This is a genomic window from Pantoea sp. EKM21T (assembly GCF_011800405.1).
Taxonomy (GTDB): domain Bacteria; phylum Pseudomonadota; class Gammaproteobacteria; order Enterobacterales; family Enterobacteriaceae; genus Pantoea; species Pantoea agglomerans.
The window spans coordinates 45,745-72,552 of the sequence record NZ_JAALFV010000006.1 but is presented as its reverse complement, the minus strand read 5'-3'; the positions used below and the strand labels follow the sequence as shown (position 1 = coordinate 72,552).

23 protein-coding genes are annotated in these 26,808 nt (G+C 58.2%); 11 read left to right on the top strand and 12 right to left on the bottom strand.

Translation table 11 applies throughout. From position 1 onward, the window contains the following. Positions 1 to 83: 83 nt before the first annotated feature. Complete coding sequence (locus HFD87_RS13500; RefSeq protein ID WP_003854673.1) at positions 84 to 431, bottom strand: YacC family pilotin-like protein; 348 nt, start codon at positions 429 to 431, stop codon at positions 84 to 86. 181 nt (positions 432 to 612) lie between these two features. Between HFD87_RS13500 and cueO the strand changes: the two genes are divergently transcribed. Next, on the top strand, positions 613 to 2,211 hold the full coding sequence (gene cueO / locus HFD87_RS13495; protein WP_167423552.1) for a multicopper oxidase CueO: 1,599 nt from the start codon (positions 613 to 615) through the stop codon (positions 2,209 to 2,211). On the opposite strand, the gene HFD87_RS13490 is transcribed toward cueO, so the two are convergent. Beyond that, complete coding sequence (locus HFD87_RS13490) at positions 2,212 to 3,495, bottom strand: cystathionine gamma-synthase family protein (RefSeq protein WP_022625436.1); 1,284 nt, start codon at positions 3,493 to 3,495, stop codon at positions 2,212 to 2,214. Between the two features lie 235 nt (positions 3,496 to 3,730). Between HFD87_RS13490 and hpt the strand changes: the two genes are divergently transcribed. After that, positions 3,731 to 4,267, top strand: a complete 537-nt coding sequence (gene hpt, locus HFD87_RS13485) for a hypoxanthine phosphoribosyltransferase (protein ID WP_010254010.1) — start codon at positions 3,731 to 3,733, stop codon at positions 4,265 to 4,267. A gap of 80 nt (positions 4,268 to 4,347) precedes the next feature. Here hpt and can read toward each other — a convergent pair whose 3' ends face one another. Beyond that, on the bottom strand, positions 4,348 to 5,004 hold the full coding sequence (gene can, locus HFD87_RS13480; RefSeq protein WP_029519477.1) for a carbonate dehydratase: 657 nt from the start codon (positions 5,002 to 5,004) through the stop codon (positions 4,348 to 4,350). Positions 5,005 to 5,112: 108 nt separating this feature from the next. On the opposite strand from can, the gene HFD87_RS13475 reads away from it, so the two are divergent. From HFD87_RS13475 to HFD87_RS13465, 3 genes are all read left to right on the top strand, one after another. Further along, positions 5,113 to 6,042: an ABC transporter ATP-binding protein gene (locus HFD87_RS13475; RefSeq protein WP_010671845.1), complete on the top strand. Its 930-nt coding sequence runs from the start codon at positions 5,113 to 5,115 to the stop codon at positions 6,040 to 6,042. Then, positions 6,039 to 6,809, top strand: coding sequence for an ABC transporter permease (locus tag HFD87_RS13470; protein ID WP_010254018.1), 771 nt, complete (start codon positions 6,039 to 6,041; stop codon positions 6,807 to 6,809). The genes HFD87_RS13475 and HFD87_RS13470 overlap by 4 nt, the downstream gene beginning before the upstream one ends. Positions 6,810 to 7,233: 424 nt before the next feature. Further along, on the top strand, positions 7,234 to 8,247 hold the full coding sequence (locus HFD87_RS13465) for an acyltransferase family protein (protein WP_010671846.1): 1,014 nt from the start codon (positions 7,234 to 7,236) through the stop codon (positions 8,245 to 8,247). Between the two features lie 65 nt (positions 8,248 to 8,312). Here HFD87_RS13465 and panD read toward each other — a convergent pair whose 3' ends face one another. The 9 genes from panD to thpR form a co-directional block, all read right to left on the bottom strand. After that, the gene (gene panD, locus HFD87_RS13460) at positions 8,313 to 8,693 is read right to left on the bottom strand and encodes an aspartate 1-decarboxylase (protein ID WP_010254022.1); all 381 of its coding nucleotides are present in this window, start codon (positions 8,691 to 8,693) and stop codon (positions 8,313 to 8,315) included. Between the two features lie 47 nt (positions 8,694 to 8,740). Then, positions 8,741 to 9,595 (bottom strand): pantoate--beta-alanine ligase, encoded by an 855-nt coding sequence (panC, locus tag HFD87_RS13455; protein ID WP_022625439.1) that lies wholly within the window; start codon positions 9,593 to 9,595, stop codon positions 8,741 to 8,743. 15 nt (positions 9,596 to 9,610) lie between these two features. Further along, a complete protein-coding gene (panB, locus tag HFD87_RS13450) occupies positions 9,611 to 10,405 on the bottom strand; it encodes a 3-methyl-2-oxobutanoate hydroxymethyltransferase (RefSeq protein ID WP_010254026.1) in 795 nt (264 codons plus the stop codon). Positions 10,406 to 10,488: 83 nt separating this feature from the next. Further along, positions 10,489 to 10,974, bottom strand: coding sequence for a 2-amino-4-hydroxy-6-hydroxymethyldihydropteridine diphosphokinase (folK, locus tag HFD87_RS13445; protein ID WP_159226628.1), 486 nt, complete (start codon positions 10,972 to 10,974; stop codon positions 10,489 to 10,491). Then, positions 10,971 to 12,389 carry a polynucleotide adenylyltransferase PcnB gene (gene pcnB, locus HFD87_RS13440; RefSeq protein ID WP_203583884.1) on the bottom strand — a complete coding sequence of 473 codons (1,419 nt, stop codon included), beginning with the start codon at positions 12,387 to 12,389 and terminating at the stop codon, positions 10,971 to 10,973. Before pcnB ends, folK begins: the two co-directional genes overlap by 4 nt. A gap of 86 nt (positions 12,390 to 12,475) precedes the next feature. Beyond that, positions 12,476 to 13,354 carry a tRNA glutamyl-Q(34) synthetase GluQRS gene (gene gluQRS, locus HFD87_RS13435; protein WP_010254032.1) on the bottom strand — a complete coding sequence of 293 codons (879 nt, stop codon included), beginning with the start codon at positions 13,352 to 13,354 and terminating at the stop codon, positions 12,476 to 12,478. 73 nt (positions 13,355 to 13,427) lie between these two features. Then, the gene (gene dksA, locus HFD87_RS13430) at positions 13,428 to 13,883 is read right to left on the bottom strand and encodes an RNA polymerase-binding protein DksA (protein WP_010254035.1); all 456 of its coding nucleotides are present in this window, start codon (positions 13,881 to 13,883) and stop codon (positions 13,428 to 13,430) included. 247 nt (positions 13,884 to 14,130) lie between these two features. Next, a complete protein-coding gene (gene sfsA, locus HFD87_RS13425) occupies positions 14,131 to 14,835 on the bottom strand; it encodes a DNA/RNA nuclease SfsA (RefSeq protein WP_167423551.1) in 705 nt (234 codons plus the stop codon). Beyond that, on the bottom strand, positions 14,813 to 15,370 hold the full coding sequence (gene thpR, locus HFD87_RS13420; RefSeq protein ID WP_010671851.1) for an RNA 2',3'-cyclic phosphodiesterase: 558 nt from the start codon (positions 15,368 to 15,370) through the stop codon (positions 14,813 to 14,815). Before thpR ends, sfsA begins: the two co-directional genes overlap by 23 nt. Before the next feature lie 36 nt (positions 15,371 to 15,406). Here thpR and hrpB point away from each other — a divergent pair, with 36 nt between their 5' ends. From hrpB to fhuB, 6 genes are all read left to right on the top strand, one after another. Continuing rightward, the gene (hrpB, locus tag HFD87_RS13415; protein WP_167423550.1) at positions 15,407 to 17,890 is read left to right on the top strand and encodes an ATP-dependent helicase HrpB; all 2,484 of its coding nucleotides are present in this window, start codon (positions 15,407 to 15,409) and stop codon (positions 17,888 to 17,890) included. 98 nt (positions 17,891 to 17,988) lie between these two features. Further along, positions 17,989 to 20,529: a bifunctional glycosyl transferase/transpeptidase gene (gene mrcB / locus HFD87_RS13410; protein WP_010671853.1), complete on the top strand. Its 2,541-nt coding sequence runs from the start codon at positions 17,989 to 17,991 to the stop codon at positions 20,527 to 20,529. Between the two features lie 199 nt (positions 20,530 to 20,728). Next, complete coding sequence (gene fhuA / locus HFD87_RS13405; protein ID WP_167423549.1) at positions 20,729 to 22,933, top strand: ferrichrome porin FhuA; 2,205 nt, start codon at positions 20,729 to 20,731, stop codon at positions 22,931 to 22,933. Positions 22,934 to 22,972: 39 nt separating this feature from the next. After that, the gene (fhuC, locus tag HFD87_RS13400; protein ID WP_167423548.1) at positions 22,973 to 23,767 is read left to right on the top strand and encodes a Fe3+-hydroxamate ABC transporter ATP-binding protein FhuC; all 795 of its coding nucleotides are present in this window, start codon (positions 22,973 to 22,975) and stop codon (positions 23,765 to 23,767) included. 10 nt (positions 23,768 to 23,777) lie between these two features. Beyond that, on the top strand, positions 23,778 to 24,656 hold the full coding sequence (gene fhuD / locus HFD87_RS13395) for a Fe(3+)-hydroxamate ABC transporter substrate-binding protein FhuD (protein ID WP_167423601.1): 879 nt from the start codon (positions 23,778 to 23,780) through the stop codon (positions 24,654 to 24,656). Continuing rightward, positions 24,656 to 26,635 (top strand): Fe(3+)-hydroxamate ABC transporter permease FhuB, encoded by a 1,980-nt coding sequence (gene fhuB / locus HFD87_RS13390; RefSeq protein ID WP_167423547.1) that lies wholly within the window; start codon positions 24,656 to 24,658, stop codon positions 26,633 to 26,635. Before fhuD ends, fhuB begins: the two co-directional genes overlap by 1 nt. The last annotated feature ends 173 nt before the right edge of the window (positions 26,636 to 26,808 follow it).

Sequence of the window (26,808 nt, the reverse complement as noted above, 5' to 3'; positions counted from 1 at the left end):
ATCGCCATGAAGATGGGCGGCATATGATAGCTAACACTGACCGTGGTTGCACGGTCAATGTCCGGCTGCAGAGGGAAGAATCGTTACCTGACGTAGGCCAGCAGGCTCAGCGAATCGCGGGCCAGTGACTTGCACTTTTTGTCGTTGGTGATGGCGATGCCGCTGAGATCGCGATAGCTATCTTCACCCAGCGCTTTCATGTTGTAGTTGCTGTAGTTGCTTAAATCCCAGCGGTTCTGCTGAGCAAAAAAGACCAGCGCTTTGCGAATCTGCGCGTCCGGTAAATCCTGATAGCCACAATCATTTTTCAGATAGACGAAAACCGCCGTCAGATCGGCCAGATCTTCCGCTTCGGATTCGCTCAGGGCAAAACTGGTGGAGGAGAAGCCAAGGAGTCCCGTCAGCAGCAGGATCCTGATACTTTGCTTCATAGTCGTTCTCTTCAATGGATATTGCTAATGACGTTAGCACAGTTGCTCTCAGGTTTTCGATTAATTTGCCGCTGTGGGCCGCTGCACCGCCTTTTTTCGTCAGATTCGTACGGGTAAGACTTGACCTTCCCATAAGGTCAGGGTTTAGGCTGTGCGCTCTGATGCCACAAGGATGATCACCATGCAACGTCGCGATTTCCTGAAACTCACTGCCGCACTGAGTGCAGCCGGAGCATTACCGCTCTGGAGCCGTTCGCTGATGGCAGCCACCCGTCCGCTGCTGCCGATTCCGTCTCTGCTGGAACCCGATGCCAGGGGCAGCTACAGCCTCACCGCGATGCAGGGTACCACCCAGTGGAACGGCAAAGCGGTGCCGACCTGGGGCTATAACGGCAGCCTGCTGGGGCCGGTGCTGAAGATGCAGAGTGGCAAACCGGTGACGGTAAACATCCATAACCGGCTCAGTGAGGCGACCACCCTGCACTGGCACGGGCTGGAAATCCCCGGCGCAGTGGATGGCGGCCCGCAGGCGGTGATTGCGCCTGGCGGCTCGCGTCAGGTCTCTTTTACGCCCGATCAACCCGCTGCAACCTGCTGGTATCACCCGCATCTGCATGGCAAGACCGGGCATCAGGTGGCTCAGGGGCTGGCGGGACTGATCCTGCTGGAAGATAAAGAGAGCGGAACGCTGCGTTTGCCCTCGCAGTGGGGTGTGGATGATGTGCCGCTGATTTTTCAGGATAAGCAACTGACCAAAGATGGCAGCCGCATTGATTATCAGCTCGACGTGATGCGCGCCGCGGTGGGCTGGTTTGGCGATATGATGCTGACCAACGGCGTGCACTATCCGCAGCATGCGGTGCCGCGTGGCTGGCTGCGTCTGCGCCTGCTCAACGGCTGCAATGCCCGTTCGCTGCATGTTGCCGCCAGTGATAAACGTCCTCTCTACGTGATCGCCAGCGATGGTGGCCTGCTGGCCGAGCCGGTAAAGCTCGACTCGCTGCCGATCCTGTCGGGCGAGCGTTTTGAGGTGATGATCGATACCTCTGATGGTAAGAGCTTCGATCTGGTGACGCTGCCGACAGAGCAGATGGGCATGACGCTGCCGCCGTTTGACCAGCCGCTGCCGCTGGTGCAGATCCTGCCGCTGCGGGTGATGGCCAGCGCCACGCTGCCGGATCAGCTGGCGACGCTGCCAGCGCTACCCTCAACAGACGGCCTGACGACACGCTGGCTGCAGCTGATGATGGACCCGCAGCTGGACCAGCAGGGCATGCAGGCGCTGATGCAGCGCTACGGCGAGAAAGCGATGGGCAAGGGCGGTCATCACACGATGTCGCAGACGCCGGAGGAGAAAACGACGGCAGAGCCGATGCCGCCTATGGAAAGCATGGATCACAGCATGCACGGCAATACGCCGCCCGCCGGTTACGATTTCCGCAACGGCAATAAGATTAATGGCCAGGCCTTTGATATGACGAAGCCGTCGTTTGCGGTGAAGCTGGGTGATTACGAGAAGTGGACGATTTCAGGTGAAGGCGACGCGATGCTGCACCCGTTCCACATTCACGGCACCCAGTTTCGTATTCTTTCAGAAAACGGCAAACCGCCAGCCCCGCACCGGCAGGGCTGGAAGGATATGGTGAATGTCGACGGCTGGCGCAGTGAAGTGCTGGTACGCTTCAACTATGTCGCCGCCGCAGAACACGCTTACATGGCCCACTGCCATCTGCTGGAGCATGAAGACACCGGCATGATGCTGGGCTTTACCGTCAGCTGATTACGCCTGATCCAGCGCCAGCTTCACATCTTCAATCAGGTCGCCGGCGTTTTCGATGCCAATCGACAGCCGCACCGTGGCGTCAGTGATCCCAATACGCTGACGCACCGCCTGCGGCACGCCGGAGTGGGTGGTGCTGCCAGGATGGCTGGCCAGCGACTCGGTCCCGCCCAGGCTTACCGCCTGCTTAAACAGCGACAGCGCATTAAGAAAACGGAACGCAGCGGGCTGATCGCCGACGATATCAAATGAGAAGGTCGAACCCGCACCGCTGCACTGCTCGCGATAAGTTTTCCCTTCGGCGCTCTCCGCATCCAGATAGGGCAGCCAGTGCAGCTTCGCCACTTTAGGGTGATCGCGCAGAAACGCCGCGACCGCTTCCGCATTCTGCCAGGCTTTCTCCATGCGTAGCGACAGCGTTTCCAGCGAGCGGCTGAGCATCCAGCTTGAGTGCGGATCCAGCTGCGTGCCGATAGCGCTGCGCAGGGCGCGCACTTTCGCCATCAGCGCTTTACTGCCCATCGCCGCGCCTGCAATCAGGTCAGAGTGACCGCCAACATACTTAGTCAGCGAGTAGAGCGACAGGTCAGCGCCCAGCGTTAGCGGCTGCTGGAACAGCGGGCCGAGCAGCGTGTTGTCACAGGCGATAATCGGTCGTGAACCCTGCTGCTGATCAATCTCATCAGCGATACGCGCCATCAGACGGATATTGACCAGGCTGTTGGTGGGATTCGCTGGCGTTTCAATCAGGATCACCGCTACCCGGCCCTGGGCCATCGCCTGCTGAGCGGCTTCACGCACTTTGACTTCATCATTGCCGTCGCTGAAACCCACTGCTTTGATGTCCAGATTGTGCAGCGTCTTGCTAAGCAGGGTTTCGGTGCCGCCATACAGCGGCTGGGAATGCAGGATCACCTCGCCCGGACGGGCAAACGTCAGCAGGGCAGTGGAGATGGCGGCCATACCGGAAGAGAAGAGCGAACAGCTCTCCGCCTGCTCATAGACCGCCAGCCGATCTTCTACAATTTCGCTGTTAGGGTGGTTAAAGCGGGAATAGACCAGCCCACCCGATTTGCCTTCCGGCGGCTCACGTCGGCCAGAGACGTAATCAAAGAAATCCCGTCCCTCTTCGGCGCTGTCAAAGACAAAGGTCGAGGTCAGAAATACCGGCGGCTTCACCGCACCCTCAGAGAGGCGGGGATCGTAGCCATAGTTCAGCATCTGGGTTTCAGGGTGCAGCGGCCTGTCGCCGATATGCGTTTTTTTGCTTGAAGATGAAGTCATTGTGATCTCCGGCCAGCGGCGCGAGTAGGGTAACGATCTGTTGGATAAAGGCTACCATGCAGCGAATCATGCTGGTAAATGCCAGAATGTTCTAAGGTAATGCGCATTTCAGCGAGCCGCAGGCGGCGGGTAATAATTTTCGCGACGTAATCGTTTGCTTATGGGGCCGCGCAGCCGTCGCTGCTGCGTCTGTGATAGACTCCGGGGCTTTTCTGACGTAACCGGGCTGAACGCAATGAAACACACTGTTGAAGTGATGATCCCTGAACAGGCAATCGCCACGCGCATCGCTGAACTGGGCAAAGAGATTAACGACCACTACCGCGACAGCGGCAGCGATATGGTGCTGGTGGGGCTGCTGCGCGGCTCCTTTATGTTCATGGCTGATCTCTGTCGCGCCATCGATGTGCCGCATGAAGTCGACTTTATGACGGCTTCCAGTTACGGCAGCGGGATGTCCAGCACGCGTGATGTGAAAATCCTGAAAGATCTGGATGAAGACATCCGTGGCAAGGATGTGCTGATCGTCGAAGATATCATCGACTCCGGCAACACCCTGAGCAAAGTGCGAGAGATTCTGCAACTGCGTCAGCCAAAATCCCTGGCGATCTGTACGCTGCTGGATAAGCCAGAGCGCCGTGAAGTCGAAGTGAACGTCGAATATGTCGGCTTTGCGATTCCGGATGAGTTCGTGGTGGGCTTTGGTATCGACTATGCTCAGCACTATCGCCATCTGCCTTATATTGGCAAAGTGGTGCCGCTGGAATCCTGATACCGCTCTACCGCACATTCTTCCAAGGCCTGCACCTGTTGCCTGGTGTAGGCTATGCCGCGCTTTACGCTGCGATCGGCTCAGGCCTCGCCGTTCTTCCGCAGATTAGCAATGCCGTGGCGGTAGCGCTGTTCGAGGATCTCCCGGCTGTTTGCCGTCACATCAAGGTTACGCAGACAGCCGTCCTGAATGCCGTATACCCAGCCGTGCAGGGAGACATCCTTTCCGCGTTTCCAGGCAGATTGCAGTACGGTGGAGTGTCCCAGGTTATAGACTTGTTCAATAACGTTGATTTCGCACAGTTTGTCCAGGCGCTTATCCGGCGGGAGTTCCCCCAGCAACACGCTATGCTTGTACCAGAGGTCGCGGATGTGCAGCAGCCAGTTGTCGATTAATCCCAGTTCCGGGTTATCCATCGCCGCCTGCACGCCGCCGCAGCCGTAATGGCCGCAGACGATAACGTGTTCCACTTCCAGCACTTCGATAGCGTACTGCACCACGGACAGACAGTTCAGGTCGGTGTGGATTACCAGATTGGCCACGTTGCGGTGAACGAAGAGTTCGCCGGGTTCGAGCCCGGTCAGACGTTCGGCAGGAACCCGGCTGTCAGAACAGCCAATCCACAGGAAGCGCGGTTTTTGTGCCTGGGCGAGCCGCTCAAAAAAGCTGGGATCTTCTTCAACCAGTAATTTTGACCATTCGCGGTTGTTTCTGATCAGGGTGTTGATGTCTGTCATGGTGTTGAGCGACCGGTTACTGCGCAGAGTGCGCGCGCGTACTATATGACAGGGCCTGATAAATTTAAACGGCATTGCAATGCCATCAAAACAGGGTATGGATGCAGAATGACTTATGCACTGGAACTTTCCCGGCTGACCAAGACCTATCCCGGCGGCGTGCAGGCGCTGAAGGGCATCGATCTTAACGTTGAAGCGGGTGACTTTTATGCGCTGCTGGGGCCAAACGGTGCCGGTAAATCGACCACCATCGGAATTATCAGTTCGCTGGTTAACAAATCCGAGGGCAGCGTGCGGGTGTTTGGCTACGATCTTGAAAAAGATGTGGTGAATGCCAAGCGCCAGCTCGGCCTGGTGCCGCAGGAGTTTAACTTCAACCCGTTTGAGACGGTGATGCAAATCGTCGTTAATCAGGCGGGTTACTATGGCGTTGAGCGTCGTGAAGCCAATGAGCGGGCAGAAAAGTATCTGAAGCAGCTCGATCTGTGGGGAAAACGCGCTGAACGTGCACGCATGCTTTCCGGCGGGATGAAGCGTCGCCTGATGATCGCCCGTGCGCTGATGCATGAGCCTAAGCTGCTGATTCTGGATGAACCCACCGCTGGCGTGGATATCGAACTGCGACGCTCGATGTGGGTGTTCCTGAAAGATCTCAATGCCAAAGGCACGACCATTATTCTCACTACCCACTATCTGGAAGAGGCGGAGATGCTGTGCCGCAACATCGGCATCATCCAGAGCGGTGAGCTGGTGGAGAACACCTCAATGAAAGGGCTGCTCTCCAAGCTCAAATCAGAAACCTTTATCCTGGATCTGGCACCGCGCAGTCCGCTGCCCTCGCTGGAAGGGTTCCAGTACCGGCTGACCGATACCTCAACGCTCGAAGTGGAAGTGCTGCGTGAGCAGGGGCTCAACAGCGTCTTCAGCCAGCTTAGCGCGCAGGGTGTGCAGGTGCTGAGTATGCGCAATAAAGCCAACCGTCTTGAAGAGCTGTTTGTGGGTCTGACGACGCAGGGAAAAACAGGAGCAAAAGCATGACACATCTCTACTGGGTGGCGCTGAAGAGCATCTGGGCCAAAGAGGTTAACCGTTTCGCCCGCATCTGGATCCAGACGCTGGTGCCGCCGGTCATCACCATGACGCTCTATTTCATCATTTTTGGCAACCTGATCGGGTCGCGCATCGGTGAAATGCACGGCTTCAGCTATATGCAGTTCATCGTGCCGGGATTGATCATGATGGCGGTCATCACTAACGCCTATGCCAACGTGGCGTCGTCGTTCTTCAGCGCCAAGTTCCAGCGCAACATTGAAGAGCTGCTGGTCGCGCCGGTGCCGACCCACATCATCATTGCCGGCTATGTTGGCGGCGGCGTGGCGCGTGGTGTCTGCGTGGGTATTCTGGTGACGGCCATCTCGCTGTTCTTTGTGCCGTTCCACGTGCATTCCTGGACGATGGTGGCGGTCACGCTGCTGCTGACCGCGATTCTGTTTTCACTGGCAGGTCTGCTGAACGCTGTCTTTGCGCGCACCTTTGACGATATCAGCCTGATCCCGACCTTTGTGCTGACGCCACTGACTTATCTGGGCGGCGTATTCTATTCACTGAGTTTGCTGCCGCCGATCTGGCAGGCTGTCTCTAAACTCAATCCAATCGTTTATATGATTAGCGGATTCCGTTATGGCTTCCTCGGCATTAATGATGTGCCGCTGGTGTTTACCCTCTCGGTGCTGGTGGCCTTTATTCTGGTGTTCTACTGGCTGGTCTATGCGCTGATACAGCGCGGGCGCGGATTACGCACCTGACGTTAAGCTGAATGGTAAGGGCCACGCTGCGATAAGGGCGTGGCTTTTTTTTGGGTGGAGAGCAAATCACGCTGACTACGGTTCTGCCTGGCCTTAAAAATCACCTTAAAACCCGCCTCATTCGTTATATTTTGTCTCTGAAGCCGCCCGACGCCTCGCTTACACCCTTGCTCACAAAAAATAACCCTAAGTATTATCTGATAATACTCTGACATCTTTCGCTATCTGAATGATTCTTAACTATTAAATATTTTTTAAGAATAGCCTTAAAGTCTGGCTGTTGTTTATTTGATTATGAATTATCAGAATAGCGCCGGAATAAGGTTATTCCTCTGCTCAGGGACGAATGAGTAGGCTAAGAGTCTTCTTAATAAGAAAAATGGCAACCGAATCAGGGCCAGTTTTTAATCAAAGGCAGGAAAAGATGAATCGTATAACGTGGATCGATAATCTGCGGGGATTGAGTATTCTCGCAATCATTTTTTTGCACAGCACTATTGCCGTACATAATAACGCCGGACACTTTACCGCCTTCAGCGGCCTGTTAAATGAGATGCTGGCACCGGTAAGGCTGGGGCTGATGTTCTTTGTTTCGGGTTTATTTGTCGATGCCGGGTTAAGAAAAGGCCTGGGTCCTTTTTTTAATAACAAGGTGCGCAGTATTCTCTATCCATTTGTGGTCTGGGTTGCCGTCTACGGCGGGTTGAAAATCCTGTTCAGCTCGATGGCTAATACGCCGCAATCACCGATGAATATTATTCTCTCCCACCTGACCGGTGGCGGTGATATGACCTGGTTCCTGCATTCGCTTTTTATCTTCTTTATTGTGATTATCTTTGCCCGTCACTTGCCGTTCCTGCTGGTGTTTGCCATCTGTATGACGCTGAGCTGGGCGCTGCCAGCGATTGAGGCGGATGGGGTGTTTGCCAGCTTCGACAATACCCACATCAATAAATCGCTTTATCTGTTTGTATTCTTCTATCTCGGCGATTACGTCGTGAGGAAGCAGGTGGATATCGCGGAGAAAGTGCAGCATGGCCCGACGCTGTTTATCTCAGTAATTAGTTTTGTGCTGCTCTCCTGCCTGAATATCTTTGTGCTGGAGCGTCATTCCCAGGCGTTATTGTCACCGCTGGCACTATTATCGGTTCCGTTCTTTGTCTGGATTGCGCTGAAACTGAAGTCTGAACTGGTCTACTACATAGGCGTCAATTCTATCGTCTTCTATCTGTCGCATTATCTGGCGATTCAGTTCTTCAGTAAGATTGTGAAGTTTGAAAGCCCGTCAGCCTGGGTAAATGACCTGAAGTTTATTTCGGCGTTCCTGGTGGCGCTGGCGTTACCGTGGACATTATGTCTGATGAGAAAACGCGGCTGGTTTAATTTCCTCTTTACGATGAAAAAGTCATCGAAGCCGATGACAACCAAACCGGTTTAATTACTGCAGCAGAAATAAAAAGGGCCGCCCGTTTTACCGGCGGCCCTTTTTTAATCAGGTTTTAATCAGGCGATCTGCACCGGCAGCGCTTTCGCCAGACGCTTCATCTGGTTGTCACCTTCAAAATAGGCGACCTTAGGCTGCCACTGACGCGCCTCGGCATCGTCTACCTGCACATAGGAGCAGATAATTAAAATATCGCCTTCGCAGGCGCAGCGGGCGGCCGCACCGTTGACCGAGATGATTTTCGAGCCACGCTCAGCCGCGATAGCGTAGGTGGAAAAGCGCTGACCGTTGGTGACGTTATAAATATCGATCGCTTCATATTGCAGAATGCCGGAAGCATCCAGGAAATCCTGATCGATAGCGCAGGAACCTTCATAATTGAGGTCCGCCTGCGTCACCTTCACGCGGTGCAATTTGCCTTGCAGAACTGTGCGAATCATAGCCAGAAACCTTGTCAGAGAAATAAAATAACCTGCAGCGGGATGAATTACTGCGTCAGGTCAACGGTTTGATTATCAATCAGGCGGGCCTTGCCCAGCCAGGCGGCCATCAGCACCACCGCGCGCTGGCTGTCCACCGTCAGCGGTTGCAGCGTTTCCGCATCACAGATCGCCAGGCCATCAGGACGCAATCCCTGCGCCAGCAGTGCCTCACTGGCTGCCTCAATGATCTCGTCAACATGACGCTCGCCATTCTCCAGCTGCGTCGCCATCTGATGCATCACCTGGCTCAGGACCGGTGCCAGCTTACGCTCATCTGCCGTCAGGTAGCCGTTGCGCGAACTCAGCGCCAGGCCATCTTTAGCGCGCACCGTAGGCACACCAACAATCTCAATGTCGAAGCCCATATCGGCCACCATCTTACGAATGATAGCCAGCTGCTGAAAATCCTTTTCACCGAAACAGGCAATATCGGGCTGTACCAGATTAAACAGTTTGCTGACGATAGTGGCCACACCGCGAAAATGACCTGGACGTGTGGCCCCTTCCAGCAGGGAAGAGAGCACCGGCACCTCAACAAAGGTCTGATTCTGCGCGCCCTGCGGATAGACTTCAGCAGGTGAGGGGGCGAAGACCACGTCAACCTGGTGGCGATTCAGCTTTTCACAATCTTCCTGCAGCGTGCGCGGGTAGCGCGCTAAATCATCGGCGCGATCGAACTGCATCGGATTGACAAAGATCGAGACAATCACGATGTCGCCGCGCGCCCGTGCTTCATCCACCAGCGTCAGGTGACCTTCATGCAGGTTGCCCATGGTCGGCACCAGCGCAATGCGTTTACCCTGCTGGCGCCAGCGTCGGACTTCCTGGCGCAGCATCAGCAGCGTTTCAATGATCAACACGGTGACTCTCCTGGATTACTGGAAACTGTGCTCTGCCGCCGGATAGGTTCCGGCCTCGACTTCGGCGATATAGTGGCGAATCGCCGCGCGAACATCGCCGGTCTCCGCCAGGAAATTTTTGGCAAATTTGGGAATGTGGCCGCCGGTCACGCCCAGCGCGTCATGCATCACCAGAATCTGACCATCGGTGACATTGCCGGCACCGATACCGATCACCGGGATGGTGAGCGCGTCGGTAATCCGCTGCGCTACCGACACCGGCACACACTCCAGCACCATCAGCTGTGCACCTGCGGCTTCCAGCGCCAGCGCATCGGCCAGCAACTGCTCTGCACCGGCTTCATCCCGGCCCTGTACTTTATAGCCGCCAAAGATATTGACCGACTGCGGTGTCAGGCCCAGATGACCACATACCGGAACGGCCCGCTCGGTCAGCATCTGCACGGTCTCAGCCAGCCAGCTGCCGCCTTCCAGCTTCACCATGTTAGCACCGGCACGCATCAGCTGCGCGGCGTTGTCAAAGGTCTGCTGTGGCGTGGCATAACTCATAAACGGCAGGTCGGCGAGCAGCAGTGCCTGTGGTGCGCCACGGCGCACGGCGGCGGTGTGATAGGCGATGTCGCTGACCGTGACCGGCAGGGTGGAATCATGCCCCTGCACCGTCATCCCTAAAGAATCACCAACCAGCAGCACCTGAATGCCTTCATCGGCAAACAAGCGGGCAAAACTGAAATCGTAGGCGGTCAGGGTCGCGAATTTTTTACCGCTGGCTTTCGCCTGACGCAGATGTGAAATCGTGGTGGGTTTCATGGCGCTCTCAACTCAGGAATTCTGATGGGCGCAGTTTACTGGATAGCGTGAAAGAGCGGAATCAGAGATGTGCGTTTGTCTGCTCAGCCGTGCCACAGCACGATGCTGCTACTGTCGAGGTTAGCCAGGATTGTGCTGAGTGCGCGACCGTCGGGCAGGCGGGCGTCTGGCGCAATCGCCAGCAGGGGCACCAGCATAAACGCGCGATTCAGCAGATCATAGTGCGGCACGATCAGCCGCTCCGTGTTGATGTGCGCCTCGCCAAACAGCATCAGATCGATATCCAGCGTGCGCGGACCCCAGCGTTCTGCCTTGCGCACCCGGCCATGCTCCTGCTCGATCCGCTGGGTATGGTCAAGCAGCGCTTCTGCACTGAGATCGGTCTCCAGCGCCACGGCGGCATTGAGAAAATCGGGCTGATCGGGCGGGCCATAAGGCGGCGTGCGGTAGAACGGCGAGGTAGCGATGCGTTGCGTCTGCGGCAACGCATCCAGTGCGGTCAGCGCTGCATCAACCTGATGCAGCGGATCGGCCAGGTTACTGCCTAACGCGAGGTAAACCCGTGTCATGAGACGTTCTGGTTGTCACGACGCGGTGCGGAAGGACGGCGGCGCGGACGACGCGATTTATTACGCGGCACCGGATCGTCACCCAGGTTATTGAGCATGTTTTTCTGATGCGGCGGCGCAGCCACCTGGAATTCACCCCACCACTGGCTCAGGCGCAGCAGCTCCGGGTTATTTTCCACTTCCGCCCGCAGCGCCAGCAGATCGTAAGCGGCGCGGAATTTCGGATGCTCCATCAGTTTCCAGGCGCGTTTACCGTGACGGCGGGACATGCGTAACTGCAGCAGCCAGATATCGCGAATTAGCGACGTAATACGTTTCGGAATCGCCAGCGCACGGCAGGCTTCGTCCAGCGTATCATTCATCGCCATCGCAAAAGCTTCGAAGTAGGTCAGGCCACTCTCCTGCGCAATGCGTTCTGCCGTTTCAAGCTGCGGATACCAGAACATCGCGGCAAACAGGAACGCCGGGTTAACGCGCATGTCGTTGTGAATGCGGTTATCGGTGTTTTTCAGCACCTGCGCCAGCATCCGCTCCATGTGACTGTCGCTGTTTTCGGTGAAGTTGCGCGCCAGCGTCGGGAACAGTGGCTGGAACAGCTGATATTCACACAGCTTGAGATATGTGCTGTAGCCGTAGCCAGCCTGCAACATCTTCAGCGACTCTTCAAACAGGCGAGCAGGCGGAATATCACGCAACAGCGAGGCCAGACGTGGGATCGGCTCGGCGGTTTCCGGCGCAATGCTCATATTGAGTTTGGCAGCAAAGCGCGCGACGCGCAGCATGCGGACCGGATCTTCGCGGTAGCGGGTTTCCGGATCGCCAATCAGGCGAATGATGCCCTGTTCGAGATCGCTGATGCCGCCGACATAGTCACGCACGCTGAAATCAGCCACGCTGTAGTAGAGGCTGTTGATGGTGAGATCGCGTCGCTGGGCATCATCTTCGATTGAGCCGAAGATGTTGTCGCGCAGCAGCATACCGCTCTGGGCACGCTGCGAGCTGTTGCGATCCTCTTCCGGCTCTTCCGCCTGATGATGTCCACGGAAGGTGGCGACTTCGATCACTTCCGGGCCAAACATCACGTGCGCCAGACGGAAACGACGGCCAACCAGGCGACAGTTGCGGAACAACTTACGCATCTGCTCAGGCGTGGCATTGGTGGTCACGTCGAAATCTTTGGGTTTTTGCCCCAGTAGCAAATCGCGCACGCCACCGCCTACCAGATAGGCTTCATAACCGGCTTTGTTCAGGCGATAGAGCACTTTGAGGGCATTTTCGCTGATGTCTTTACGTGAGATGGTATGGCTTTCACGAGGAATGATGGTCATCAGACGCTCTGGTTCAACCTCTGCTGGGGCTTCCTCTTCATCACGCTTCAGGACTTTCCGGCAAAAATTAGCTACTCGGGTAAAAATGGGACACCTCGACAGTGGCAATTAGGGTGTAGGTAAAATCAGCGGCTAATCATAGCCTGTTGAGAACCGTTTGAGAATGCTGTTGTCTATGCATCCGGTTTCAGGGCGTTCTCTTGCGGCATCAAAGCGATATTCCACTGCGACACCGCATCAGACAGCAGTTTGTCCTGCGTTAAGTCCTGCCAGCCGCCTGAAACCGGCTGTCCGAGGAAGCGTAACGCCGCCACCAACAGGGGTCTGGCATCGCCATCCGGCAGCGCAGGTGCATGATTCTGCTTCGACAACTTATGACCATCGTGGTTAAGCGCCAGCGGCAGATGCAGCCAGTCAGGCACCGGCCAGCCAAATTGCTGGCAGAGCGCAATCTGTCGCACCGTCGGCTCAATCAAATCTGCGCCGCGAACCACTTCGGTAATGCCCTGAAAATGATCATCGACAACGACCGCCAGGTTATAGGCAAACAGGCCATCACGGCGGTGAATAATAAAATCTTCCTGTGCCAGACGCCTGTCCGCCTCCACACGGCCACGCAGACGATCGTCAAACGCAAAGACCGGCGCATGCTGGCGTAAACGCAGCGCGGCATTCTCCGGTCCGCGTTGCCGTTCACGGCAGTAACCATCATAGAAACCGCCAATCTGCTGAATGCGACGCCGGGGGCAGGTGCAGTAATAGCTCTGACGATGCTGCTGCAGCCAGGCCAGCGCGTCACGGTAGGCCTCATGACGTTGTGACTGCCACAGAACCTCGCCATCCCACTCTAAACCGTAGTGCTCCAGCTGATGCAGGATACGGCTGGCGGCACCCGGCACTTCCCGTGGCGGATCAATATCTTCAATCCTCACCCGCCAGACGCCGTTTTGCGCACGCGCGCTCAGGTAACTGCCCAGGGCAGCAATCAGCGATCCGAAGTGGAGTTCACCAGAGGGAGAAGGGGCGAAGCGACCGATACAGGAGGATGACATAGGTTTCAGAAGTGACCACGCAGCGGACAAAACAGCAGTTGTTCCACTGCGTGGTAACAGGCTGGACGCGGCATCAGCCGGCCATTTGTTTCTCACGAATTTCTGCTAACGTCTTACAGTCGATGCAGAGATCGGCAGTAGGACGGGCTTCGAGACGGCGGATACCAATCTCAACGCCACAGGAATCGCAATAGCCGAAGTCGTCATCTTCAACTTTCTTCAGCGTCTTCTCGATCTTTTTGATCAGTTTACGTTCGCGATCGCGGTTACGCAGCTCCAGGCTGAACTCCTCTTCCTGCGCGGCACGGTCAACCGGGTCCGGGAAGTTAGCGGCTTCATCCTGCATATGAGAAACGGTACGATCGACTTCGTCCCGTAATTGATTACGCCAGGCTTCCAGAATCTTGCGAAAATGGGTCAGCTGCGCATCATTCATATACTCTTCGCCAGGCTTCACCTGATAAGGTTCGACGCCAGCAATAGAGAGAATACTCAGGGACGATGTTTTACGGTTTTGACCTTCTTGCATGTTGCTTCTCCTGGATAACACGCACTATACCCTTCGAATTTCGTCTCGCAGGGGCCTTGCTGCCAGCCTGCATTTAACGTCTGCGGGGTACATCGATCCCCCATTGGGGAAAAAAACAGGCCGCTATAAATAACAGAAGCAGTCAGGGTTGGCAATTCTTCATGAACACACCTTGACAAGCCTGTGAGGAACAGCGTAATTGGCCCTTAGCTCAGAACATTCTTAACACATAAAATTGCAAAAGATATTACAAGGTTACGTTGATCGGCGATTTAAGAAACATTCCCTCCGCCGATAAGTCTGCCTGATACGCTAAAACCTCTACGCCCTCCTGCTGCGCCTGAGCCAGTTGTTCTGCATACGCCACATCAATGTGACGTGCCGGAGAAACGTCCTCAATCCCCGAGTGCAAAACGGCAAACAACAAAACGGCCCGATGACCCTCTGCCGCAACTGTTGCCAGTTCACGCAGGTGTTTCTGTCCTCGAATCGTCACCGCATCCGGAAAATACCCTTTTCCTTCATGTAGAAGGGTTACGGATTTCACCTCAATATAGCAGTTGCGCCGGGCCTCTGCTTTGAGCAGGAAATCAATTCTGCTTTTTTCAGTGCCATATCTCACTTCCGCCTGACGATGCGTATAACCGGCCAGCGCCGGCAGCCGTTCCTGCTCCAGCGCCTCAGCCATCAGCTGGTTGGCGCGCAGCGTATTCACGCAGATCCAGTGGCCCTGTTGCGTTTCGGTCAGCTCCCAGCTGTGGGGGTATTTGCGCGTCAGGCTGTCGGACGTCGAGTACCAGACCCGATCGCCCGGCGTGGCGCAGCCGGTCATGGCGCCGGTATTGGCGCAGTGAATCGTCAGAACGTCGCCCTCTGGCGTCACCACATCGGCCAAAAAACGTTTGTAACGGGCAATCAGACGGGCGGGTTTAAGGGGCGGAGAGAAGTGCATGTGGATCCTGAGAATGTAATGGCCAGCTAGCCAGGGCGCGATAGCGGGTGCGGCCCCGGGCATATTCAGAGGCGAACAGAGAAAAGGTAGAGACGCGAAAACGCCAGTGAAAGCCGCGCGGCGGTAACGTCACCGGCTGCGTGGCGTGGCGTAACAGCGTGATGTGCGGATGAAACGGCTGGGGGCTCTGGTAACAGCCATGCCGGGCGGCCTGGGCCCGCAGCAGGCTGGCGAGCTGCAACAGACCGCGTGGCGCGCGCTGGCAGCCGAGCCAGACCACGCCGGGGCGCGGCCAGTGTCCGGCATCATCCAGGTCGAGATCAAAACCGGGCTGCACAATACGGGAGGCCAGCGTCTGCAGGCGCTGTGAGGTTTCCGGCGCAACTTCACCCAGAAACGCCAGCGTCAGGTGCAGATTCGCCGCGACCACCGGCTGGCCCGCCTCCGCAGGAAAGGTATCGGCCCGCCAGCGCACCAGCTCTTGCTGCATCTCGTCAGGCAGGCTGATGGCAAAAAATAAGCGTTGTGTCGCCATGGCGCTCTCCGGCAAATATCACGGATGGATGCTACAATGCGCGCCATCTTAGCACAGGCAGAAGCGGAGTTTGCTGTGAGCGATTTACCGGTCAGCGCGGTGCTGCCTGACATCCTGGCGGCGCTGAGTGACGCCCCACAAATCCTGCTGGCCGCGCCCACGGGGGCAGGCAAATCAACCTGGCTGCCGCTGCAGTTGTTACAGCAGGCGGCGCTGCCGGGACGGATCATCATGCTGGAGCCACGTCGGCTGGCGGCGCGTAATGTGGCGCAGCGGCTGGCGGAGCAACTCGGCGAGCAGCCGGGTGGCACGGTGGGATTCCGGATGCGTGGCGAAAGCTGCGTCGGGCCACAGACCCGGCTGGAAGTGGTGACCGAAGGCATGCTCACGCGCATGCTTCAGCACGACCCGATGCTGGAAGGCGTGTCGCTGGTGATCCTCGATGAATTTCACGAGCGCAGCCTGCAGGCCGATCTGGCGCTGGCGCTGCTGCTTGATGTACAGCAGGGGCTGCGCGACGACCTTAAAATCATGCTGATGTCCGCCACGCTGGACAACGCCCGGCTGGCGGCGCTGCTGCCGGATGCGCCACTGATCGTCTCAGAAGGGCGCAGCTATCCGGTTGAGCGGCGTTACGCGTCACTGAATCAGAATGTGCGTTTTGAAGAGGCGGTCGCGCGTGAAGTCGCCCAGCTGCTGCGGGATGAGAGCGGTTCGCTGCTGCTGTTTCTGCCGGGTGTGGCGGAGATCGAACGGGTGAAGCGCGAGCTGGAATCACGCATCAGTGACGACGTTGATCTGACGCCGCTCTATGGCGCACTGCCGCTGGCGGCGCAGCGCCGGGCAATTCTGCCTGCTGCCGACGGCCGCCGCAAAGTGGTGCTTGCCACCAATATCGCCGAAACCAGCCTGACCATTGAGGGGATTCGGCTGGTGGTCGACAGTGCGCTGGAACGCAGCGCTCTGTTTGACGCCCGCAGCGGCGTGACGCGTCTGCAGACCCAGCGAATCAGCCAGGCATCGATGATCCAGCGAGCGGGTCGCGCCGGGCGACTGATGCCGGGACTCTGCCTGCATCTGGTGCCGCAGGAGCAGGCATCACGAGCGGCGGCGCAGAGTGAACCGGAAATCGTTAACAGCGATCTCTCGTCACTGTGGCTGGATCTGCTGCAGTGGGGCTGTACCCAGCCGCAACAGCTGCAGTGGCTGGACCAGCCGCCCGCCAGAAATCTGGATGCGGCGCAGCAGCAGCTGACCCGACTGGGAGCACTGGACAACAACGGCCTGCTCAACACGCTGGGACGGCGCATGGCGCAGCTGGGATGCGATCCCCGACTCGCCGCCATACTGTGTGCCGCAAGCGATGAGCCGGATGCGGTCGCCAGCGCCGCGCTGCTGGTGGCGATTCTGGAAGATCCTCCCCGCAGCGGCAGCACCGACCTGCGTGATGCGCTGCATCGGCCGCAGGCGCAATGGCAGCGGCGGGCGCAGCAGTGGCAGCAGCGGCTTAAAATCCGTGGCGGGCGCATCGATGAAGATCGTTTCGCCGGATTGCTGGCGGTGGGCTTTGGCGATCGGCTGGCGCGGCGACGCGATCAGAGCGGTCGCTATCAGCTGGCCAACGGGCTGGGCGCCAGACTCGATGAGCAGGATGGCCTGACGCGTAATGAGTGGCTGATTGCGCCTGCTCTGTTGCAGGGCAGTGCCACACCGGATGCCCGGATGTTGCTGGCACTGCCGGTCGATATTGAAACGCTGTGCCAGCAGCAGCCCGCCCTGATTGAGCGCCGGACCGAAGTAGAGTGGGACGAAGAGAAAGGCACGCTGCGTGCTTTCAGACGTGAGCAGATTGGCGCGCTGATACTGAAAACCCAGCCGATGGCGCGCCCGGAACCGGAGGTGCTGCACGCGGCCATGCTGCGCTGGATCGTCGAAAAAGGTCTGTCGGTACTGGGCTGGACGCCGGAGGCCGAACAGCTGCGTCTGCGAATCCAGTGTGCGGCCCGGTGGCTGCCGGAAGAGAGCTGGCCCGCGACCGACGATGAAACGCTGCTTGAGAGCCTGTCGCAGTGGCTGTTGCCGCAGATGTCAGCGGTACGCGATCTCCGCAGCCTGCAGGCGGTGAACCTGACCACGGCACTCTTACATTTACTCACATGGTCACAGCGTCAGCGGCTGGATACTGTGCTGCCAACTCATTACACTGTGCCCACCGGAAGCCGGCTGCCAATCCGCTACGATGCGGAGAAGCCGCCCGCGCTGGCGGTAAGGATTCAGGAGATGTTTGGCGAGGCGCAGAATCCCACCGTGGCGGAAGGACGAATTCCGCTGGTGCTGGAGCTGTTATCGCCCGCCCAGCGCCCGTTGCAGATCACCCGCGATCTGGCGGCGTTCTGGCGCGGTGCCTGGCCGGAGGTCAGGAAAGAGATGAAGGGAAGTTATCCTAAACATCCCTGGCCCGAGGATCCGGCCACCGCCTTGCCAACAAGGCGAACCAAAAAAATGTCCCCGCAGGGTTGAGTCCGCTGGATCGAATTCAGAGGGTTCTGCCATGCGGCACGCGAGAAAGCAGTTAGAGTAGCGGCGCTGCCGTAAGCACTGCCTGGAGAAGAAAAGTAATGTCTGGGAACGATCGCGAACCAATAGGGCGCAAAGGTAAACCGTTGCCGCCGCGCAGCAGTGCGGGCCGGGGACGACGCAGGGATATCGAACAGGATATCGATCAGGACGATTTTAATGATGACGAGGAGGAAGCGCCGGTGCCACGTAAAGGTAAAGGTGGAAAACCGCCGCGCGGCAAACGCCGTTGGCTGGGATGGGTAATCAAACTGTTCCTGGTGTTTGTGGTGGTCATGGCCGCGTGGGGCATCTACCTCGACTCGGAAATTCGCAGCCGGATTGACGGTAAAGTGTGGCAACTGCCCGCCACCGTCTATGGCCGCATGGTCAGCCTGGAACCCGGCATGGCCTACAACAAAAGTGAAATGGTGGCGCTGCTGGAAGGTACTCAGTATCGCGAAGTCTCCCGTATTACCCGCCCTGGCGAGTTTTCGGTGAAGGGCAACACCATCGATCTGCTGCGTCGCCCGTTTGATTTCCCCGACAGTAAAGAGGGGCAGATCCACGCGCGCATGAGCTTCAGTAAAGATGAGCTGAGCGAGATTAAAAACCTTGAAACCGGTCGTGATTTTGGCTTTTTCCGCCTCGATCCGCGCCTGATCACCATGCTGCAGTCGCCGAACGGTGAACAGCGACTCTTCGTACCGCGCGCCGGTTTCCCGGATCTGCTGGTCGATACGCTGATCGCCACCGAAGATCGCCATTTCTATGAGCATGATGGCATCAGCCCTTACTCCATTGGCCGCGCCTTCCTGGCGAACATCACGGCCGGGAAAGCGGTGCAGGGCGGCAGTACGCTGACGCAGCAGCTGGTGAAGAACCTGTTCCTCACCAACGAGCGTTCGCTATGGCGTAAAGCGCGTGAAGCCTACATGGCGGTGATCATGGATGCGCGCTACAGCAAAGATCGCATCCTGGAGCTCTACCTGAACGAGGTCTATCTCGGTCAGGCTGGCAGCGATCAGATCCGCGGTTTCCCGCTGGCCAGCCTCTACTACTTTGGCCGTCCGGTTGATGAGCTGAGTCTGGATCAGCAGGCGATGCTGGTCGGCATGGTGAAAGGCGCGTCGCTCTATAATCCGTGGCGTAACCCGAAACTGGCGCTGGAACGACGCAACCTCGTGCTGCGCCTGTTGCAGCAGCAGAAAGTGATCGACCAGGAGCTGTATGACATGCTGTCGGCCCGTCCGCTGGGCGTGCAGCCGAAAGGCGGCGTGATTACGCCGCAGCCGGCCTTTATGCAGATGGTGCGTAACGAGCTTCAGGCGAAACTGGGCGACAAGGTGAAAGATCTCTCCGGGGTGAAAATCTTCACCACGCTGGATCCGGTGTCGCAGGATGCGGCCGAAAAGGCGGTGATCGATGGCATTCCGACGCTGAAAAAACAGCGTGGTCTGAAAGATCTGGAAACCGCGATGGTGGTGGTTGACCGTTTCAGCGGTGAAGTCCGCGCCATGGTCGGCGGTGCCGATCCACAGTATGCGGGTTACAACCGTGCGCTGCAGGCACGCCGCTCTATCGGCTCACTGGCGAAACCGGCGACTTACCTGACCGCGCTGAGTCAGCCAAACAGCTACCGGCTGAACAGCTGGATCGCCGATGAGCCGATTGCGCTGAAGCAGCCAAACGGCAGCATCTGGAAACCGATGAACGACGATCGTCGCTTCAGCGGCAAAGTGATGCTGGTGGATGCGCTGACCAACTCAATGAACGTGCCGACCGTAAACCTCGGCATGACGCTGGGGCTGGATGCGGTAGTGGATACCTGGAATAAGCTGGGCGTGCCGAAAGAGCAGCTGCATCCGGTGCCATCGATGCTGCTGGGTGCCTTAAACCTGACGCCGGTTGAAGTGGCTCAGGCGTTCCAGTCGATTGCCAGCGGCGGCAACCGCGCGTCGCTGTCAGCGGTGCGTTCGGTGATTGCGGAAGATGGCAGCGTGCTCTATCAGAGCTATCCGCAGGCGCAGCGTGTTGAGCCGGCGCAGGCCGCTTATCTGACGCTCTACACCATGCAACAGGTGGCTGACCACGGTACCGCCCGTGCACTGGGCGCGCGTTTCCCGAATGCGCATCTGGCGGGCAAAACCGGTACCACCAACGATCTGGTGGACAGCTGGTTTGCCGGTATTGATGGTAAAGAAGTGGCGATCACCTGGGTGGGACGCGATAACAACCAGCCGACCAAACTCTATGGTGCCAGCGGCGCGATGCAGCTCTACCGTCGCTACCTGGACATTCAGGCCCCGATGCCGTTACAGCTGACGCCGCCGGAAGATGTGTCGCTGATGAATGTGGATTCTGCCGGTAACTTTGTCTGCGGCACGGGCAGCAGCACCTGGCGTTCTCTGCCAGTGTGGGCGCTGGATCCGAATGCGCTGTGTCAGCAACAGCAGCAGCAGGTTCAGCAGCAACAACAGCTCTTCGATCAGCAGCAGCAACAACAGCAACAGCAGCAGCCGCAACAACCGGCCCAGCAACAGCAGGAGCAGAAAGATAGCGACGGCGTAGCAGGGTGGATAAAAGATATGTTTGGCAAATAAATCAGTCAGACAGGTTAAAAAGGGCGCTTCGGCGCCCTTTTTTTGTTCCTGATCAATACGCGTCAATCGGCCTGCAAACGGCGTCACTACTGGGATTTCTTCTTGCAGTGCCTGCTGAATTTCGCATATTATCTAAGCGTTATAATAATCATTATCGTTTCGATTCGCCTGCCTGAGCCTATTGTTAAGAGACACTTTTATGAATGCGCGAACGACTTTTTCTGACAACACCAAAAAAACATTTTCCCGACCGCTTCTGGGCATCATGATCTCACTGAGCCTGAGCTCCTCTCTTTACGCCGCGCAGACGGAGACGATGGTCGTCTCGGCTGATGGCGGCAGCGGCGTCGAGGCGGAAAGCGCCTGGGGACCAGCACCCACCGTGGCAGCGAAACGCAGCGCCACCGGGACCAAAACTGATACCCCCATTGAAAAAAATCCGCAGTCCATCTCCGTGGTCACCCGTGAAGAGATGGAGATGCGTAACGTAACCAGCGTGAAAGGGGCGTTTAACTACACGCCTGGCGTGCTGACCGGTAACCGGGGCAGCTCAGACGTGATTGATGCGCTGTCGATTCGCGGTTTCAGCGAAACCAACACCAATCAGTATCTGGATGGTCTGAAACTGCAGGGTGACAACTACTCTGAGTTTGCCATCGATCCTTACTTCCTGGAACGCGCTGAACTGCTGCGCGGCCCGGTGTCGGTGCTCTACGGCAAAAGCAATCCGGGTGGTGTGGTCTCGCTGGTGAGCAAGCGTCCGACCCAGGAAACCCTGCGTGAAGTACAGTTCCAGATGGGTAATGACAACCTGTTCTCGACCGGCTTTGACTTTGGCGGTGCGCTGGATGATAACGGCGTCTACAGCTATCGCCTGACCGGTCAGGCGCGCAGTCAGGATTCGCAGCAGGCGATGAACAAAGAGAAGCGCTACACCATCGCACCGGCATTCAGCTGGCGTCCCGACGATCGCACCCGCATTGACCTGCTGACCTATTTCCAGAACGAGCCAGAAACCGGTTATTACGGCTGGCTGCCGCGTCAGGGCACGGTGGTACCGATCACCCGCGCTGATGGCAGCCAGTACAAACTGCCGACCAACTTCGATGAAGGCGAGCAGAGCAACAAGATTTCACGCAACACCAAAATGGTCGGTTATAACGCCGAGCACAGCTTTAACGACACCTGGACGCTGCGCCAGAACCTGCGTTATGCCGATCTGCGCACCGATTACCGCAGCATTTATGGCAATGGTTTCCTGCCGGCGACTCAGGAAATCACGCGCGGTTCGGCGGTTTCAGAAGAGAAACTCAACCAACTGGCGGTCGATACCCAGGCGCAGGCGAAATTCGCCACCGGCCAGGTTGATCATACGCTGCTGCTGGGCGTGGACTTCCAGCGTACCCGCAATGATATCGACGCACAGTTTGGCACTGCCTCCAGCCTGAATGCGGTTAATCCGCAATATGGTGATAACAGCGTAACGCCATTTGGTCCTTATCAGCATCTCAACAAGCAGCGTCAGACCGGCCTCTATGCTCAGGATCAGATGGAGTGGAACCGCTGGGTGCTCACGCTGGGTGGCCGCTACGACTATGCCATGAACTCGGTTTACGATCGGGTGGCGGATAGCGTGGATCGCCAGAACGATCAGGCCTTTACCTGGCGCGGCGGTCTGAACTATGTGTTTGATAACGGTATCGCGCCTTACTTCAGCTACAGCGAAGCCTTTATTCCGAATGCGGGTTCAACCTATGAGGGTCAGGCATTTGATCCTTCACGTGCTAAGCAGTATGAAGCGGGCGTGAAGTATGTGCCGAAAGATCGTCCGGTGGTGCTCACCGCCGCGCTTTATCAGCTGACCAAAACCAAAAACCTGACTGCCGATCCGGATACAAAGAATCACCCAAATTTCAGTGTTCAGAGCGGTGAAATCCGGTCACGCGGCGTAGAGCTGGAAGCCAAAGCGGCGCTGAATGCCAACGTTAACCTGACGGCGTCCTACACTTACACCGATGCAGAATATACCGAAGACACCCAGCTGAAAGGCAAAACGCCGGTGCAGGTGCCGAAGCATATGGCCTCACTGTGGAGCGACTACACCTTCCATGAGACCGCCTTGTCAGGCGTGACCGTGGGCGCGGGTGTACGTTATGTCGGCGAGAGCCAGGGTCTCTACAGCACCGGCACCGAGCAGAACCAGAACTTTAAAGTTGCCGGTTACACCACGGTGGATGCGGCGCTGAAATATGATCTGGGCCGTTTCGGTCTGCCAGGCTCGACAGTGGGCGTCAACGTCAACAATCTGTTCGATCGTGACTATGTCGCCAGCTGCTACCGTGAATACGCCTGCTACTGGGGGGCGGAACGCCAGATTGTCGGCACCGCGACCTTCAGATTCTGATTTAACCGGGCGCTTCGGCGCCCGTTCACAGGGATAACCATGCCGCATCCTCACGCAGAAGAGGCGACCTTTACGCTGGAAAACGCCAGTTTCGAGGTGCCGGGCCGCACTCTCCTCCAGCCCCTGTCGCTGACTTTTCCACCGGGCAAAATGACCGCGCTGATTGGTCACAACGGCTCGGGCAAATCGACACTGTTGAAAATGCTGGGCCGTCATCATGCGGCCAGCAGCGGAGAGGTGCTGCTGAATCAGCAGCCGGTCGGGCGCTGGAACAGCAAAGCCTTTGCCCGCGAGGTGGCCTATCTGCCGCAGCAGTTACCGGCCGCTGAAGGGATGACGGTGCGTGAGCTGGTAGCGATTGGCCGCTATCCCTGGCACGGCGCGCTGGGACGGTTCGGTCAGGAAGATCGCGATCGGGTAGAGGATGCGATTGTTCAGGTCGGGCTGAAGCCCTTTGCCGGGCGGCTGGTGGACAGTCTTTCGGGGGGCGAGCGTCAGCGCGCCTGGCTGGCGATGATGGTGGCGCAGAACAGCCGCTGTCTGCTGCTGGATGAACCGACGTCGGCGCTGGATATTGCCCATCAGGTTGAGGTGCTGGCGCTGATAAAAGATCTGAGCCAGCAGCGCGGCTTAACCGTGATTGCGGTGCTGCATGATATCAATATGGCTGCACGCTACTGCGACCATCTGGTGGCGCTGCGTCAGGGCGCGATGATTGCCGAAGGTGACGCAGAGGCGATTATGCAGGCTGAGGTGCTCGGTGCGATTTATGGCATTCCGATGGGCATTTTACCGCACCCGCAGGGCGGGGCGCCGGTCAGTTTTGTCTGTTAAGGAGAGGATGATGCCCGATCTTAATCGCCGCCGACTGATGCTGGCGCTGGCAGTCTCTCCGCTGTTTTGTGCGCTTCCCCTGCGTGCTGCCACGCCGAATCCAGGGCGGATTATTGCACTGGAGTGGCTCCCCACCGAACTGCTGATAGCGCTGGGCATCACACCCTGGGGCGTGGCCGATCTGCACAACTACAACATCTGGGTAGGGGAGCCGAAGCTGCCTGCGGACGTGATCGACGTCGGTCTGCGCACCGAACCCAATCTTGAGCTGATGGCGCAAATGCAGCCGTCGCTGATCCTCTGTTCCAACGGCTACGGTCCGCCGAAAGAAAAACTGACGCGCATCGCGCCCATCATGGGCTTCGACCTCCACAGCGGCGATGGGAAACCTTTTACCGCCGCGCGCGCATCGCTGCGTCAGCTGGCGACGCGCCTGGGCGTAAGCGAGCGTGCGGAGCAGCATCTGCGCGAGGTCGATGCGGAACTGGCAGCGGCGCGTCAGCGGCTGGCGCCCTATGCCGGACGCACGATTCTGCTGATGTCACTGCTCGACAGTCGCCATGCTATTACCTTCGGTAAAAACAGTCTGTTCCTGGAGGTGATGACCCTGCTGGGCCTGAAAAATGGCTGGCAGGGCGAGACCAGTTTCTGGGGCAGCGCGGTGGTCGGCATTGAACAGCTGGCGCAGGCCGGGGAGGTGGAGGTTATCTGCTTTGATCACGACAACGACGTGGAGATGCAGCAACTGATGCGCAGTCCGCTGTGGCAGGCCATGCCGTTTGTCCGCACCGGGCGCTTTCAGCGCGTCCCGGCGGTCTGGTATTACGGTGCGACGCTCTCGGCGCTGCACTTTGTTCGCGCGCTGGAACGCGCGCTGGAGACGCACTGATGCGCCATGCTCTGTTTCCCGCAGGCCTCCTTAGCCTGCTGTTTCTGCTCTCACTCAGCCTGACGCTGATTAATCTGAACCAGGCGCTGCCTCAGGCTGAATGGTGGCAGGCATTCTGGTCACCGTCGGTCGATAGCCTGCCGCAGATGGTGTTGCACTACAGCCTGCTGCCGCGCACGGTGCTGGCGCTGCTGGTAGGAGCCGGACTGGGTCTTGCCGGTCTGCTGTTTCAGCAGATATTGCGGAATCCACTGGCGGAGCCAACCACGCTCGGCGTCTCTTCCGGCGCACAGCTGGGCATTACCGTGGCGACGCTGTGGCATCTGCCGGGCGGGGCGCTGACACAGCAGTTTGCTGCGCTTATCGGTGCGCTGCTGGTAGGGGCGCTGGTGTTTGGTGTGGCCTGGGGCAAACGTCTGTCGCCGGTCACGCTGATTCTGGCCGGACTGGTGCTGAGCCTTTACAGCGGCGCGGTGAATCAGATCTTCGCGATCTTCAATCACGATCAGCTGCAGAACATGTTTCTGTGGAGCACGGGCGCGCTGAATCAGATGAGCTGGGAAAATGTGCAGCAACTCTGGCCGCGCCTGTTGCTGGCGTTGCTGCTGGCACTGGCGCTGCTGCGTCCGCTGACGCTGATGGGGCTGGATGATGGCATTGCGAAAAACCTCGGCCTGTCGCTCTCAGTCGCGCGTATCGGTGGCCTCGGGCTGGCGATCCTGCTCAGCGCACAACTGGTGAACGTCGCCGGTATCATCGGCTTTATCGGGCTGTTTGCGCCGTTGCTGGCAAAGCTGCTGGGTGGACGCCGGCTCATCACCCGGATGCTGCTGGCACCTGTGACTGGCGCGCTGCTGCTGTGGCTGGCCGACAGTTGTGTGTTATGGCTCAGCGTGCACTGGCGCGATATGCCGACCGGCACGGCTACCGCGCTGCTCGGCGTGCCGATTCTGCTGTGGCTGCTGCCGCGACTGCGCACGGGTTCAGTGCCGCCTGCGCTGAATCAGGGTGACAACGTGCCCGCCGAGCGACAGAACCTGCTGCGCTGGGCGCTGATCGGTCTTGCTGTTATGGCGCTGCTGGGCTGGGGCGGTCTGGCGTTTGGGCGCAATGCGCAGGGCTGGGTCTGGTCAGCGGGCGAGATGCTGCAGTCGCTGATGCCGTGGCGCGCACCGCGCGTGCTGGCGGCGCTGGTGACCGGCCTGATGCTGGGCGTGGCGGGGAGTCTGATTCAGCGGCTCACCGGCAATCCTATGGCCAGCCCGGAAGTGCTGGGTATCAGTTCGGGTGCCGCCTGTGGCGTCGTCGTCATGATGTTCTTTGTGCCGGGCGATGCGCTGGCATGGCTGCTGCCCGCTGGAGCGCTGGGTGCCGCGCTGACGCTGCTGGTGATCATGGCTGTAGCCAGTCGTGGTGGCTTCTCCCCGGAGCGGATGCTGCTGGCGGGCATGGCGCTCAACAGCGCCTTTGTCACTCTGCTGATGCTGCTGCTGGCCAGCGGCGATCCGCGTATGGGCGGGCTGCTTAGCTGGATCTCCGGCTCGACCTATAACATCAGCGGCACTCAGGCGGTTCAGAGCGCAATCTGCGCGCTGGTGCTGGTGTCGCTGGCACCGCTGGCCAGTCGCTGGCTGACGTTGCTGCCGCTGGGAAGCGCTACCGCACGCTCGGCCGGTATGGCGTTGACGCCTGCGCGGCTGAGTCTGCTGCTGCTGGCGGCCGCGCTGACCGCCAGCGCGACACTGACTATCGGTCCGCTGAGTTTTGTCGGACTAATGGCGCCCCATATGGCGCGCATGCTGGGATTCCGGCGGGCGTTACCGCAACTGCTACTGTCAGGATTACTGGGGGCGGGATTGATGGTGCTGGCTGACTGGTGCGGACGGATGCTGGCATTCCCGGATCAGATCCCAGCCGGGCTGATGGCGACCTTTTTAGGCGCGCCTTACTTTATCTGGCTGCTGCGGCGTTCAGGTTAAGAGGAAAAAGCAGGCTGGTTTCAGACGCCGGCCAGATCCAAAGTAGGGTGAATCTGACAACAACGAAGAAGCTCAATGCGCAGGAAATTGGGTCAGAGGAGGAAAGCGTCCCGCGCCAGGGACGGCGCGGGCCGAGCGAGTCATGGATGACGGCTTTCGCGCCTTTCCGATCT